Raw genomic sequence first — 13,217 nt, 5'->3', positions numbered from 1 at the left:
TTTATGTAAAGTACACTTGACCTTGAGTCTTTTTTAACCTAGCTTGTTATGTAAAGGGTATTTGACATTTAACGCGAGCGAGAGGAACCGCATATGAAACAGATCATCGACGCCATCTGCTCCAGAGGGCTACCGTTAAGGGATATTCAGAATGCCAACCGGGTGAACCTGCTAGCCCTCTTATGGGCGCTCAGCCTGGGAGGTACATCCTTCCTGGCCCATCAAGGCTATCTGGCATCGACATGGGTACTGGCAAGCTGCTTCATCCTCCATGGTGCCATCGGCATCTGGATGCTGCTGGCCTTCAAACGCTTCCTGCGCCAACTCGACGAGATGGAACGTAAGATACAGCTCGACGCCCTGGCCTTAGCCGTCGGCGTCAGCATCATAGGCTTCTCACTCTACTCGATTCTGGACATGGCGGATCTGCTACCGGATCTAAAGGCCGCCTATCTGGTGGTACTCCTGGCGCTCACCTATATGCTGGGGATTATCTTCGGGAGACTCAACTACAGATGAAGAACCGTCTAAAACCCCTGCGCGCCGAACGCAACTGGACCCAGGCCGAGCTGGCAGGCCTGCTGGATGTATCGCGCCAGACCATCAATGCCATAGAGAAGGGCAAGTATGATCCCAGCCTGCCGCTGGCCTTTAAGATCGCCAGGCTGTTTCAGCTCCCCATCGAGTCCATCTTCGAGGACTAGCAATATCTCCCGGCCCCTATTGACTCAGGGGCCTTTTAGATCGACACTCGCCGAAAACTGACCCGCAGAAAAGCCCAAGACGTCACCCCGCCCGTAAGCCCTCTGCACCAGACATTGTTAACTAGGAACACACCATGAACTTTGATGCTTGGGTAGCTATCGATCCCTTTCGCTGGCGCGAACTCGGCTGCGCCATTCTCTGCGGCCTAATCATTGGCCTCGAACGCCAACTCAGGGGCAAACCCGTCGGCATACGCACCTCATCGCTGATCGTGCTGGGCACCTATATCTTCATCACCGCCTCCATGGCGGTCGCCACCTCGGTATCGGATCCATCGCGCATCATAGGCCAGGTGGTGACGGGCATAGGTTTTCTGGGGGCGGGCGTCATGCTGGCCAAAGAGGGCGTGGTCGTCGGCGTAACCTCGGCCGCCGCCATCTGGGCACTGGCCGCCATCGGTGTCTGTATCGCCGTGATCGATCCCTTTGTGGGCATCAAGCTCTCCCTACTGGTTGTGGCCATCCTCTACGGCGTCGATCTGCTGGAGGAATACTCCTCGCTATTTACCCGCGGTGTCCATACCAAGTACCGCAACTGGCGCCGCAACGGCTATTGATCGATCAGGTGAGGCGCCTCGGCTCTGGCCAGGCACCAAACCTGCACCTGGATGTAGCGCCCCTCAAACAGCTTGGCGATCTCCAAGGCCGTGGTGCCGGTTGTCACCACATCATCAACTAGGGCCACGCGCTGATATTCGAACCCATGGCTCAGGCTAAAGGCGCCCGCGAGATTACGCCGTCGCTGCTTACCCGTCAGCCCAGCCTGGGGCGGCGTATCAGTGATTCGCACCAGAGCGTCGGGCAGCACAGGGATCGACAGCGCCCGACCCAGTTCACAGGCGATTAGATAGGCCTGATTAAAGCCGCGCTGGCGCAGACGCCTAGGATGCAGGGGCACAGGCAGGAGCACCTGAGGCAGAGAGATTGCCTCCACGGCCACCAGTGTATGAATCCTTCGTACCAGGGCCTGCGCTAAGGGGGATAAACCTGCAAGTTGTCCCTGATACTTGATCGCCGCCACCGTCTCCCCCAGCCCCTGATGGTAGCTGGCAGGCGCCACCACCTTGAGAGGCTGCGTCGTCATGCAGGTGCCGCAATAAGCGCTCTGCAGACTCATGGTGCGACCACAGCCCAGACAGCTAGGCGACGAGTAGAGCCCAGCATCGAGACAGGTAAGACAGATGCCCCGCTGTGGCAAGACCACCCTTTGATGGCAGATCATACAGCGATTGGGTAGACTAGCCGCCAGCAGCCGCCGCAATCGACTAAGCCGGCGCTGCCAGCGTGATAAATTCAGACGAGTTCTATCCATTTAACTAACTTTCCGACCTGTAGAGGCATCTTAGTGAGTCAGCAATCCTTGCATATTGAAACTATAGGCCAAGGCCGCCCCATCGTCATGCTGCACGGCTGGGGGGTCAATAGCGCCGTGTTTACCCCCTTACATCACGCTTTCCACGATCATCAACTGCTGTGCATCGACCTGCCCGGCTTTGGCGATAGCCCGGCCATTGAGGGCGAGCTGGATGCCTGGGTCGACCACATCATGACTCAGGTACCAGAGCGGGCCATCTGGGCCGGTTGGTCTCTGGGCGGCCTCGTCGCCACCCGCGCCGCCCTGCGCTATCCAGAACGCATCGAGGCCCTGCTGACCATAGCCTCTTCCCCCTGTTTCATGGCACGAGAAGATGAGGGCTGGCCCGGTATTCCGCCGCAGATTCTGGGACAGTTTGGCGATCAGCTGGAAAAAGATCTTGGCAAGATGATAGAGCGCTTCCTCGCCATGCAGGCCATGGGCAGCGAGACCGCCAAGCAGGATATCAAGCAGCTCAGGGATCTGGTGATGGCCAAGCCGCTCCCGGATGCGGGTGCGCTGCGTGCCGGACTTCAGATGCTTAAGGAGGTTGACCTCAGGGCGCAGCTCAGCGAGATTCAGACCCCTTGGCTTAGGGTGTGGGGAAGATTAGATGGCCTGGTATCACGCCGGGTGCAGCCACTGATGCCGGTTTGCGAATCACGCTTTCAAGATCTTGTGCTGCCTAAGGCCTCCCACGCCCCCTTCTTCTCCCATAGAGAAGCCTTTGTCGATGGCGTCGAGGCTTGGCTGAAGAAGTTGAATAAATAATCACTTTAATTTATATCACTTTGTGGTTATTATTTAAGCAGCATTCAGAGGGAATTCTATGTTAGTGGTGACCAACTATCCGCAAGTGCCAATCGCGACGACCAACGCCGCGCAGATAGCGCGCGGGTAGAGAGTCAGCAACGACCACCTATCATACCCGCGCCGCAGCTCGCCAAGAGCAACGAAGAGCGTCCCTTCAATCCTCAGAACGAGCGCGCGGCGGATCAGGCCAATGTTCAGGCGAAGCTCAATGAGAAGGTGCAGGCCAAGCAGCAAGGGCAAGGCCAGCATCAGCAGGAAGGCCAGCAACAGCAGCAACAGGCTAAACAAGGAGCGGCCATCATACGACCGCTGATAATGAAACCTGCGCTAGCGCGCCGGGACATTCGCAGCGTACAGGCCGAGATGCCAAGAGAGCCTCAGAAACCTAAGACCCAGTTCGAGAATCAGGCCACCAGCTTCTATCAGAGCGTGTCGGCCCACATCGCCAGCTTCTATCAGACTCAGGCCCTCCCTAAGGGAGAGCCCGAGTTATCCACCTTTATCTGATCACGCCTTCGCTCGAAGACTTGCTCGACGCCGTGTTTTGCTGCGGCGTCTGATATAGCTGTTGTTGATAGGCCATGCTGCCCCACAGTGCCCACGACAGGGCTGTCTGCTTCATCTCATCGCTCTGAGACTTATGGCTCAGGGTATTAGTGGCAAAGTCATAGCCATAGCCGGCCGGTTCACGCTCCGGCTGCAGGATCACCACATCGTCACCACGCAGATAGGCCATGTTCTTGTCGTACTGCATCAGGGCTCGACCGGGCCAGTTGTCATCCATCTTGGTCAGATCCCGTCCCAACATAGGATAGCTGCCGGATACGCCCATCAAGGATAACAGGGTCGGCGCCAGGTCGATCTGGCTGGCCACTCTCTGATCCAGCTTAGGCTCTATGCCATCGCCCAAGATAATCGCCGGGATCCTAAACTGCTCCACGGGTACCAGAGAGGCACCGCCTACGCGGCTCTCATGGTCGGCCACCACCACAAACAGGGTGTCCTTCCAGTAACTGGACTGCTTGGCAAGCTTAAAGAATTCACCCACGGCATAATCGGCATACTTGGCCGTGTTGTTACGAGTCTGCTTGGGCTGATCGTAGAGCTCGATGCGGCCATCGGGAAACTCGAACGGCTCATGGTTAGATGAGCTGAACACTAAACTAAAGAAAGGCTTACCCTCTTTATGGAACTGCTCAAACTCGCTATTGGCCCGCTTAAGCAGATCTTCATCCGACACCCCCCAGGAGCCGACAAACGCAGGATCTTTATAGTCATTCTGATCCACGATATCGCTAAAGCCGTTCCCCAGGAAGAAGCTGCGCATGTTATCGAAATGGCTCTCACCCCCATAGATAAACTGGGTCTGATAGCCGTTCATCTTGAGCAGATCCGCGACGGTAAAGAAGTCGGTCTGACTCTTACCCAGCTTAACCACAGAACGCGCAGGGGTCGGCGTGAAGCCGGTAGTGACCGCCTCGATACCGCGCACCGAACGGGTACCCGTGGCATAGAGACGATTGAAGGCCCAGCCCTCTTTTGCCAGGGCATCGATATTAGGCGTCAGCGGCAGACCACCGAGGTAACCGGTAAATCTCGCCCCCAGACTCTCCTGCAGTATGATCACCAGGTTCTTGGGCTTGCCCTGGTAGCTGGCCTGGTTGTAGGTCACGCTCGGCAGAGACTCGGAGGTAAAGGCGCTCAACGGACGACCGCTGTCTTTACGAATGTTGTCTATGATCTGGCTCTTCTCCAGCTTGCCATACACCTTAGAGGCATTGGCTTCCGCCGACATCTGATCGATTGCAAATACCAGCGAATAGGAGGAGTTCACCACCAGAGAGTTCACCAGCGGATCGTCGGCAAAGGCCACCATAGAAGGGTTAAGCGGTCTGTGCCCCAAACTGGAGCGCGCCCCCAACAGGGTCACGACTATCACCAACAGGGCAATCGCTGGGCGCCATACCCAACGCAGATAAACCACCTCTTTCAGTAAGCGCCCACTCAGGCGCCAGCCCCCCCAAAGACTCAGGGTACTAACAATCAGCCCGAGGAAGATCTCTCCCTTACGGCTGGTCCACAGCATGGAGAGCACTTCTTTGGGATAGATAAGATATTCGATATAGAGACGGTTGGGCCTCAGGCCATATTCGTCGATAAACGAGGGGGTAGACAGCTCAAGAAAGATCATCAACCACAGACCCAGAGTCAGCCAGACTCTGAGCACAGACTTCCAACCACGACCCACCAGATGATCGCCACCAAAGATGGTGGTTCCCAGGGCAGCGATACCCCATAACCAACACAGGGTGGCAAAGTCGACCCTCAAGCCCTGAAGCAGCAGGTGTGGCCAGCCATCGACGGCGGCGACCCTATCGGCCTGCCAAACGCCTAAGCCGATACGGCTCAGTGTGGTGATAGCTAAGGCTATCAACCCAAAACAGATAATGGCGCCAAACGGCCCCCATGTTGACTTAACTTTAGTCATAAATTTTCCACATATTTTCAATCTAGTCTTATGCTTTCTCGCGAAGCACTTGTTACCTTGCCTACATCGCGCGGTAGTTTGACACAAAAGTAACACTTTAGTTCTATTTTTGTTTCAGCGTGATTCACGATCAACAAAAAATAGACGAGCCTAGCCATCGTCGAGTAGAACACTCTCAGGGTGAAAATTTTGTAGACAGACTGGGCACCACAGCTAACGGCGGATGAAAAATGGATACAAAAAAAGCCAATCCCCAAGGAGGGATTGGCTTTTTCTCTTTACTTTTCGGCTACTTTTTTAGTTTAGCGAAGGCATCGGCGAAGGCGTTACCCATGGCGGCATTGGCAGGCGCCTTGGGCTGCTTGTATTGCCCCTTGGCCTGGCCCTTACCCTGGGAACCTTTCCCCTGATGGCCCTTGCCCTGACCAGCCTTTGCCGGACCCTTGGCGCCCTGATGAGACGCCTTGTCACCCGGTTTCTCATCCAGACGCATGGTCAAACTGATACGCTTGCGCTCGGCATCCACCTCCATCACCTTGACCTTGACCACATCGCCCGCCTTCACCACGGTATGGGGATCGCTGACAAACTTGTCGGTAAGCGACGAGATATGTACCAAGCCATCCTGATGCACACCGATATCGACAAAGGCACCGAAGTTGGTCACATTGGTCACTACGCCCTCTAAGATCATCTCCACCTTAAGGTCTTTGATCTCCTCAACCCCTTCCTTGAATACGGCGGTCTTAAACTCACCGCGAGGGTCACGACCCGGCTTGTCCAGCTCGCTGAGAATGTCTTCTATGGTAGGCAGACCAAACTCCTCGGTCACAAACGCCTTGGCATCGATCTGCTTGAGCAACTCGGTGTTGCCGATCAGGGCATCGACCGCCTGCTGCTGGGCCTTGGCTATCTGCTCGACCAGGGCATAGGTCTCGGGGTGCACGGCGCTGGCATCCAGCGGATTGTCTCCCTCGCGAATACGCAGAAAACCCGCCGCTTGTTCAAACGCCTTGGGGCCGAGACGCGGCACCTTGAGCAGCTGCTTACGCGAGGTAAACTGACCGTTTTCATCGCGGTAGTCGACGATATTGCGGGCCAGGGTCTTGTTGAGACCGGCGACCTGAGTCAGTAGTGGCATCGAGGCCATGTTGAGATCCACACCGACGCCGTTTACACAGTCTTCCACCACGGCCTCGAGTGACTGTGACAACTGACTCTGACTCACGTCGTGCTGATACTGGCCCACACCGATAGACTTAGGCTCTATCTTCACCAGCTCGGCCAAGGGATCTTGCAGACGACGGGCGATAGACACCGCGCCGCGAATCGAGACGTCCAGATCGGGAAACTCCTCCGCCGCCAGTTCGGATGCCGAATAAACCGAGGCGCCCGCCTCGCTCACCATGATCTTGGTGAGTCCTGGCAGCTCACTCTTGAGCGAGGCAATCAGCTCACCCGCCAGCTTGTCTGTCTCGCGTGAGGCGGTGCCGTTGCCTATGGCGATCAGCTCCACCTTATGCATCTTCACCAGGTTAGCCAGGGTTCGCAGCGACTTCTCCCACTGGTTTTGCGGCGCATGGGGGAAGATGGTGGTATGGGCCATCAGCTTGCCCGTATTGTTGACTATGGCCACCTTGACGCCGGTTCTCAGGCCCGGATCCAGCCCCAGAGTCGCCTTGGCACCGGCAGGCGCCGCCATCAGCAGATCGCCAAGATTTCGGGCGAATACATTGATCGCCTCTGTCTCGGCGCGCTCACGCAGCTTGGCAATAAATTCGGTTTCCATCTGCAAGGCTATCTTGATGCGCCAGGTCGAGGTCACCACCAGCTTGAGCCACTGATCCACCGGCGAGTCGCTCAGCTTGAGACCGAAGTGATCGGCGATGATCACCTCGCAATAGCTGCCAGACTTGGCCTCGCTGTCGGGGTCGGCATTCATACTCAGGCTCAACACCCCCTCATTGCGACCGCGAAGCATGGCCAGAGCGCGATGGGAAGGCACATTCATCAGCTTCTCGCTGTGTTCGAAATAGTCTCTAAACTTGGCGCCCTCTTTCTCCTTGCCCTTCACCAGGCGGCTCTCGAGCACGGCGCTCTGAGTCAGATGCTGGCGCACCTTCTGCAAGAGCTCGGCATCTTCGGCAAATCGCTCCATCAGGATGAAACGCGCGCCGTCTAGCACCGCTTTTATCTCATCGAACCCGGCGCCTGCATTGAGGTACTCGCTCGCCAGAGCCTCGATATCTGCCTGACGATCGCTGAGCAGACGATCTACCAGAGGCTCGATACCGGCCTCGATGGCGATCTGCCCCTTGGTACGACGCTTGGGCTTGTACGGAAGGTAGAGATCTTCCAGGCGGGTCTTGCTGTCGGCCTGATCGATGGCGGCCTGCAACTCGGCGGTCAACTTGCCCTGGACCTGAATGCTGGAGAGGATCACCTGACGGCGATCGTTGAGTTCGCGCAGATAGCCCAGACGGCTATGCAGGGTGCGCAGTTGGGTATCATCTAAACCACCAGTGACCTCTTTACGATAACGCGCCACGAAGGGAACCGTCGCGCCGTCATCCAATAGAGTGATAGTTGCCGTCACTTGCTGCTCGCGAACATTCAGTTCCTGAGCGATGATTTGTGCAATATTTTGCATAGATTACGTCGTGCCCAAATAGAGAGTTAAGTGCCGCCAAAGATAACACAGCCCAGGGCCAAGTTGTACGCCCTATCTGTCGCAACCCCAGATAATGGCGGGTAAATTAGGCGACACGTCTCTCAGTTTAGTCGCGTTTTTCGCACAGCTCCTGCCAGCGCTGCGTCGCCTCAGGGTTACCGTTGCGATAACCTATGTAGCAATTGAGCTTCTGGGTGGTGTCGCTCTGGGCCGACGCCTCAACAGATGCCGGCACCTCGATGAGGTGCAGACCACCGCTGGCGATGCAGCCACACAGGGTATCGACAAACTTACCACTTTGCTGACACAGGTGACCGCTGCCACCATAGGCCTGAATCAATAACTTAGGATCGAACCCCTCATGGTTGCAGGCGTAGATGGGCGCATCACCCGCCTTACCCAGGTGGAAGATGTTGTTGCGCATGTAGACGATGATCAGGTTGGCTCCCTGCTTCTGCAGGTTGATCAGCTCATTCGCCTGGAAGTTAAAGCCGCCATCACCGGTGATCACCACCACAGGCTGCGAGCTTTGGCACTCGGCGAGCTGATCCACCACGGCTCTGGCATAGGGCAGGCTGGTGCCCATAGCCGCATACCAAGGATTAGCCAGATAGCTGCGGCCGATATCGCTGCCTAGGGTGGTCAGCTCGAAGCTGGCAAACAGCGAGTTACCCACCTCAGGCAGGAAGATGAAGGGACGCTCGGCGCGCTGCTGGGCGGCGTTGATGCAGGCCGAAAGATGGTGATAGCCAAGCTCTGTCTGGGGAGCCAGTTGCGGCACAGTCTCGACAGCCAGGTTCACGCTAGCATTAAGGGTTAACGGCTGCTTGCCGAGCAGCGCCATCACCGCCTCGATATCGGCTTCCCACTGCGCCGTCCCCTTGAGCATGGTCTTGTTACCATGATTGTCTATGGCATGGGTCTGGCTGCTAAAGGCGTTGTTGGTATCGGATGGGAAGATGGCAGTGCCTAGTTCGAGCACATAATCGGCCTCAGACTCGATATAGGCCTGATGAGGCAGACGGCTGAAGACGCCGTTATAGCTGCCTAAACAGAGCGGTCGCGATTCATCCAGCATTCCCTTGCCAAACCAGGTGGTGGCATAGGGCAGACCATTTTGCTCACAGAAGGCCAAAATCTTCTCAAGCAGCGGCTCATTGAGCCTGAGCTTCTCGCCGAGAAACACCAGCGGCGCCTTGGCCTGCTCTAGCTGGGTGCGGATCTGGCTGGCGATCAGCTCGGCGCCGCTTAAGTTAAGCGCCTGGGGCCTAAGCTGACTCGGGCAACTCGGCAGACTCAGCGCCTGGGTCGGCTGATAGATGAGATCCCTGGGCACCTCGATATACACGGGCTGACGATTGACATAGGCATGGGTAAGCAGCTGCAGAAACTGTTCGGCGGCCACATTAGGCTGGCCGCTATGACGCTGGCCCTGCAGGCGTTCGGCGCGCACACCCAGCGCCTTAAAGGCATTGAGCGCCGCATCGAGATCCGTATGCCAGGCCGTGTGCGGATGTACGCTGTGATGCAACGCCTGACTGTTTATCTCTGCCTCACCAGGCGCCCCCGAGATAAACACCACGGGCAAGCCCTCGGTGCGCGCCAAGGCCGCCGCCGAGGTGCAAGGCAGGCTGCCCACGGTATAGGTGGTCATGCAGACCCCGAGAGGATTCAGCTCGGCCTGGGCGCAGGCACTAAAACCTGCGTGCATCTCATTGCTTGAGGGCAATACCGCCACCTGCTTATCCAGGGTATTGATCAAGTTGGCGACAAAGTCACCTCCTACACCGTAGACACGTTTCACGCCGAAGAAGGCGAGCAGTTCGGCGATGCTATCGCCAAGCAGCGGGAGATGGACGGCATAGTCGGCGCCAAAGTTAGATTCGATCGATACAGACACGTTAGCTTCTCGGTTATCCAAAAGTGTCTGTAGCCTAGAGAGTGAGGTACCGCCGCGCCTTGATCGAGATCATCAAGCCATTGAGCCTGTAGCGACACCGCGGGACGCAGAGAGTGACAAGATATCGTTACATTGTAATTAACGGCTAAATATCAATTGCAATATCAATCTATTAGATAGGATAAAAAGCGTTAGCCCAGGCTTACACCCAGGCCAGATCTCAACGCCACATAAGACTAATCGTCGAAGGCCTTATATTGGATCTTGTTAACGTACCACTCCTTCTTGCCCGCAGGGGTGTTGACCACCACCTCGTCGTCCACCTGCTTGCCGATGAGCGCCCTCGCCATGGGCGAGTCTATGGTGATGTAGCCCAGCTTGGTATCCAGCTCATCCTTGCCGACGATGCGATAACGCACTATCTCGCCTTCCTCGTTTTCCAGCTCCACCCAGGCGCCGAAGAACACCTTGCCCTCCTGCTGGGGCGAGTAGTCGACGATCTGCAGATCCTCCACCCGCTTCACCAGGTAGCGCACCCGGCTGTCTATCTGACGCAGCAGACGCTTGTTATAGGTGTAATCGGCGTTCTCGCTTCGATCACCCTGGGCCGCCGCCTCCTGCACCTTCTTGGTGATCTCGGGGCGATACTCTTTCCATAAATACTTAAGCTCTCGGTCGAGCGCTTGCCACCCTTCGCGGGTGATCAACATGGCTTTCATCTTTCTCTCGTCACGACTCAACAAGATGCCTGGCACAGGCCAGCGCATCGAATGATTTTCCGCTGATAATACCCAGTGCAACCCTTGAAAAACAATAGTCCAGTGGCTCGACCATGGCGAGGCCGCCAACCTGGGAGTCACTCTGCCAGCCGGCTCTAGGCAGTTTCAATTTGGTTACAATTTCCCGACAGCCAGTTTAAAACATATAATTTCAAAGACTATCAGCATGTTACAAGTATTTCATTTCTACCTAGATAAATTATCGCCTCAATTCAAGATGAAATCTCGCTAGGCTTTTAAATAGCAAAGCGGCTATATTAAGCAGGCACATAAGATTAATATTGAAATTCAGCCAGTTGAGCGGTAAACCTCGAGTCGATCGCACTGAAATAAGGGATAGAGAACATGGGACAAGAAACCTCTAAAATTCTCGTTGTCGATGATGATATGCGCCTAAGAGCCCTGCTAGAGCGTTACCTGATGGAGCAGGGATACCAGGTCAGAAGCGCCGCCAATGCCGAACAGATGGACAGGCTGCTGGAGCGAGAAAACTTTCACCTGCTGGTGCTGGATCTTATGTTGCCGGGCGAAGATGGCCTCTCTATCTGTCGTCGCCTGCGCCAAAATGGCAATACCATACCCATCGTGATGTTGACCGCCAAGGGTGACGAGGTGGACCGCATCATAGGCCTGGAACTGGGCGCCGACGATTACCTGCCCAAGCCTTTCAATCCCAGAGAACTCCTGGCTCGCATCAAGGCGGTCATGCGCCGTCAGGCGCCAGAGGTTCCCGGCGCGCCGACCCAGCAGGAGGAGGAGATCACCTTCGGTGAGTTCACCCTCAACCTGGCGACCCGTGAGATGTACCACGGCGAAGAGGCGATCTCCCTCACCAGCGGCGAATTTGCCGTACTTAAGGTGCTGGTGAGTCACCCAAGAGAGCCCTTGTCACGGGACAAGCTGATGAATCTGGCCCGTGGCCGCGACTATTCGGCACTGGAGCGCTCTATCGACGTGCAGGTATCACGCCTGCGTCGCCTGATCGAGAAAGATGCCGCCAATCCCAGATATATTCAAACCGTCTGGGGGCTGGGTTATGTGTTCGTACCCGACGGAGCCGCGCGGCGTTAGCCCAGGCCATAGTCCTCAACGCCAACAATGAGCTGGTTTAAACGCTTTCTGCCCCGTAGCGCCTTCAGTCAGACCGTACTGCTGATAGGCTCCCTGCTGCTGGTCAATCAGCTGGTCTCCTATCTTTCGGTGGCCGTCTACTTTATTCAGCCCACCTACCAGCAGATCAACCAGCTGATCGCCCGTCAGGTCAACCTGCTGTTCGTCGACGGTATCGATATCGGCCGCGAACACCTCTCCATGGTCGATGCCCTCAATGCCAAGGTGCGCGACGACAGCATGCAGATCTACAACCTCAAGCAGGCCCGCGAGGAAGGCGTCGATCGCGCCGCCTACTACAGCCTGCTGTCTGCACAGATGTCGGAGCATCTCGGCGGCAAGGCCGAGGTGCGCATCGCCCAGGGCACAGAGTTCGAGATCTGGATCCGCCCACCTCAGGCGCCATCTGTGTGGATCAAGGTGCCCCTGACCGGCTTCAACGAGTTTGGCCTCTCGCCCCTCACCCTCTATCTCATGGTGATCGGCGCCCTCAGTGTCGCCGGCGGTTGGTGGTTTGCCCGCAAGCAGAACAAGCCGCTTAAACGCCTGCAGAAGGCGGCCATCTCGGTCTCCCGAGGCGACTACCCCGCGCCGCTGCCGCCGAGCGGCTCCACCGAGATCATCGAGGTAACCAACGCCTTCAACCAGATGTCCCGCAGCATGCAGCAACTCGAACAGGACAGGGCCCTGCTGATGGCCGGGATCTCCCACGACCTGCGCACCCCGCTGACGCGCATCCGCCTCGCCTCCGAGATGATGGTCGAGGAAGATGAGTACCTCAAAGAGGGCATAGTGCATGACATCGAAGACATGGATGCCATCATCAACCAGTTTATCGCCTATATCCGCCAGGATCAGGAGGCCAATCGCGAACAGATTCAGCTCAACGAGCTGCTAAAGGATATCGCCCAGGCCGAGGCCAATCGCGACGGCGAAATAGTGCTCGCGCTGAGCGAGTGTCCCGAAATCCCCATGCAGGCGGTGGCAATTAAGCGTGTCATCAGCAACCTGGTGGAAAACGCCTTTCGTTACGGTAATGGCTGGGTAAGGCTAAGCTCCAGCTTCAATGGTCGCCGGGTCGGCTTTAGCGTCGAAGACAACGGCCCGGGTATTCCCAGCGATCAGATCCCCAAGCTATTTCAGCCCTTTACCCAGGGCGACAGCGCCCGCGGCAGTGTCGGCTCCGGCCTGGGACTGGCCATCATCAAGCGTATCGTCGATCGCCATCAGGGACAGGTGATACTGACCAATCGCCCAGAGGGAGGCCTGAGCGCCCAGGTGTGGCTGCCGCTGGAATAAACGGCTACCCCCTTCGCGACAATCCCTTTCACCAACCGG

The 13,217-nt window shown here is 56.7% G+C and carries 14 protein-coding genes; 7 read left to right on the top strand and 7 right to left on the bottom strand.

Annotated features, from left to right (window positions below; all coding sequences use genetic code 11):
• Nucleotides 1–93: 93 nt before the first annotated feature.
• The 3 genes from DB48_RS02790 (at nt 94) to DB48_RS02780 (ending at nt 1,321) form a co-directional block, all read left to right on the top strand.
• Nucleotides 94–519 carry a hypothetical protein gene (locus DB48_RS02790; RefSeq protein ID WP_041508807.1) on the top strand — a complete coding sequence of 142 codons (426 nt, stop codon included), beginning with the start codon at nt 94–96 and terminating at the stop codon, nt 517–519.
• Nucleotides 516–704: a helix-turn-helix transcriptional regulator gene (locus DB48_RS02785; RefSeq protein WP_041508806.1), complete on the top strand. Its 189-nt coding sequence runs from the start codon at nt 516–518 to the stop codon at nt 702–704. Before DB48_RS02790 ends, DB48_RS02785 begins: the two co-directional genes overlap by 4 nt.
• A 134-nt stretch (nt 705–838) precedes the next feature.
• Entirely contained in the window at nt 839–1,321 is a 483-nt protein-coding gene (locus DB48_RS02780) for an MgtC/SapB family protein (protein WP_041508805.1), read from the top strand.
• Here DB48_RS02780 and DB48_RS02775 read toward each other — a convergent pair.
• Nucleotides 1,315–2,076 (bottom strand): ComF family protein, encoded by a 762-nt coding sequence (locus DB48_RS02775; RefSeq protein ID WP_041508804.1) that lies wholly within the window; start codon nt 2,074–2,076, stop codon nt 1,315–1,317. The two genes, DB48_RS02780 and DB48_RS02775, sit on opposite strands and share 7 nt — an antisense overlap.
• Nucleotides 2,077–2,109: 33 nt before the next feature.
• On the opposite strand from DB48_RS02775, the gene bioH reads away from it, so the two are divergent.
• Nucleotides 2,110–2,889 carry a pimeloyl-ACP methyl ester esterase BioH gene (gene bioH, locus DB48_RS02770; protein WP_041508803.1) on the top strand — a complete coding sequence of 260 codons (780 nt, stop codon included), beginning with the start codon at nt 2,110–2,112 and terminating at the stop codon, nt 2,887–2,889.
• Nucleotides 2,890–2,964: 75 nt separating this feature from the next.
• On the opposite strand, the gene DB48_RS20600 is transcribed toward bioH, so the two are convergent.
• Complete coding sequence (locus tag DB48_RS20600) at nt 2,965–3,219, bottom strand: hypothetical protein (protein WP_443018606.1); 255 nt, start codon at nt 3,217–3,219, stop codon at nt 2,965–2,967.
• Between the two features lie 27 nt (nt 3,220–3,246).
• Here DB48_RS20600 and DB48_RS20330 point away from each other — a divergent pair, with 27 nt between their 5' ends.
• On the top strand, nt 3,247–3,438 hold the full coding sequence (locus DB48_RS20330; RefSeq protein WP_235375332.1) for a hypothetical protein: 192 nt from the start codon (nt 3,247–3,249) through the stop codon (nt 3,436–3,438).
• Here the strand turns inward: DB48_RS20330 and DB48_RS02760 are convergent.
• The 5 genes from DB48_RS02760 to DB48_RS20185 all read right to left on the bottom strand — a co-directional run bounded on the left by DB48_RS02760 (nt 3,431) and on the right by DB48_RS20185 (nt 10,878).
• Nucleotides 3,431–5,419: an LTA synthase family protein gene (locus DB48_RS02760; protein WP_041508802.1), complete on the bottom strand. Its 1,989-nt coding sequence runs from the start codon at nt 5,417–5,419 to the stop codon at nt 3,431–3,433. The two genes, DB48_RS20330 and DB48_RS02760, sit on opposite strands and share 8 nt — an antisense overlap.
• Before the next feature lie 289 nt (nt 5,420–5,708).
• The gene (locus DB48_RS02755; protein ID WP_041508801.1) at nt 5,709–8,069 is read right to left on the bottom strand and encodes a Tex family protein; all 2,361 of its coding nucleotides are present in this window, start codon (nt 8,067–8,069) and stop codon (nt 5,709–5,711) included.
• A 127-nt stretch (nt 8,070–8,196) separates the two neighbouring features.
• Nucleotides 8,197–9,990 (bottom strand): thiamine pyrophosphate-binding protein, encoded by a 1,794-nt coding sequence (locus DB48_RS02750; protein ID WP_041508977.1) that lies wholly within the window; start codon nt 9,988–9,990, stop codon nt 8,197–8,199.
• A gap of 236 nt (nt 9,991–10,226) precedes the next feature.
• Nucleotides 10,227–10,709: a transcription elongation factor GreB gene (gene greB / locus DB48_RS02745; RefSeq protein ID WP_041508976.1), complete on the bottom strand. Its 483-nt coding sequence runs from the start codon at nt 10,707–10,709 to the stop codon at nt 10,227–10,229.
• 10 nt (nt 10,710–10,719) lie between these two features.
• On the bottom strand, nt 10,720–10,878 hold the full coding sequence (locus tag DB48_RS20185; RefSeq protein WP_160290136.1) for a hypothetical protein: 159 nt from the start codon (nt 10,876–10,878) through the stop codon (nt 10,720–10,722).
• A 236-nt stretch (nt 10,879–11,114) separates the two neighbouring features.
• Between DB48_RS20185 and ompR the strand changes: the two genes are divergently transcribed.
• Nucleotides 11,115–11,840, top strand: coding sequence for an osmolarity response regulator transcription factor OmpR (gene ompR / locus DB48_RS02740; protein ID WP_011867431.1), 726 nt, complete (start codon nt 11,115–11,117; stop codon nt 11,838–11,840).
• 27 nt (nt 11,841–11,867) lie between these two features.
• Nucleotides 11,868–13,178 (top strand): two-component system sensor histidine kinase EnvZ, encoded by a 1,311-nt coding sequence (gene envZ, locus DB48_RS02735; RefSeq protein ID WP_041508800.1) that lies wholly within the window; start codon nt 11,868–11,870, stop codon nt 13,176–13,178.
• Nucleotides 13,179–13,217: the final 39 nt, after the last annotated feature.

The sequence above is a fragment of the Shewanella sp. cp20 genome (genome assembly GCF_000832025.1).
GTDB lineage: Bacteria > Pseudomonadota > Gammaproteobacteria > Enterobacterales > Shewanellaceae > Shewanella.
Note: the sequence above shows the minus strand (reverse complement) of the source record. Positions and strands in the feature narration are given on the sequence as shown.

Coding starts and splice junctions, on each gene's coding strand:
- DB48_RS02790 (WP_041508807.1), top strand. CDS start 94: ATGAAACAGATCATCGACGCCATCTGCTCCAGAGGGCTACCGTTAAGG.
- DB48_RS02785 (WP_041508806.1), top strand. CDS start 516: ATGAAGAACCGTCTAAAACCCCTGCGCGCCGAACGCAACTGGACCCAG.
- DB48_RS02780 (WP_041508805.1), top strand. CDS start 839: ATGAACTTTGATGCTTGGGTAGCTATCGATCCCTTTCGCTGGCGCGAA.
- DB48_RS02775 (WP_041508804.1), bottom strand. CDS start 2,076: ATGGATAGAACTCGTCTGAATTTATCACGCTGGCAGCGCCGGCTTAGT.
- DB48_RS20330 (WP_235375332.1), top strand. CDS start 3,247: ATGAAACCTGCGCTAGCGCGCCGGGACATTCGCAGCGTACAGGCCGAG.
- DB48_RS02760 (WP_041508802.1), bottom strand. CDS start 5,419: ATGACTAAAGTTAAGTCAACATGGGGGCCGTTTGGCGCCATTATCTGT.
- DB48_RS02755 (WP_041508801.1), bottom strand. CDS start 8,069: ATGCAAAATATTGCACAAATCATCGCTCAGGAACTGAATGTTCGCGAG.
- greB (WP_041508976.1), bottom strand. CDS start 10,709: ATGAAAGCCATGTTGATCACCCGCGAAGGGTGGCAAGCGCTCGACCGA.
- ompR (WP_011867431.1), top strand. CDS start 11,115: ATGGGACAAGAAACCTCTAAAATTCTCGTTGTCGATGATGATATGCGC.
- envZ (WP_041508800.1), top strand. CDS start 11,868: ATGAGCTGGTTTAAACGCTTTCTGCCCCGTAGCGCCTTCAGTCAGACC.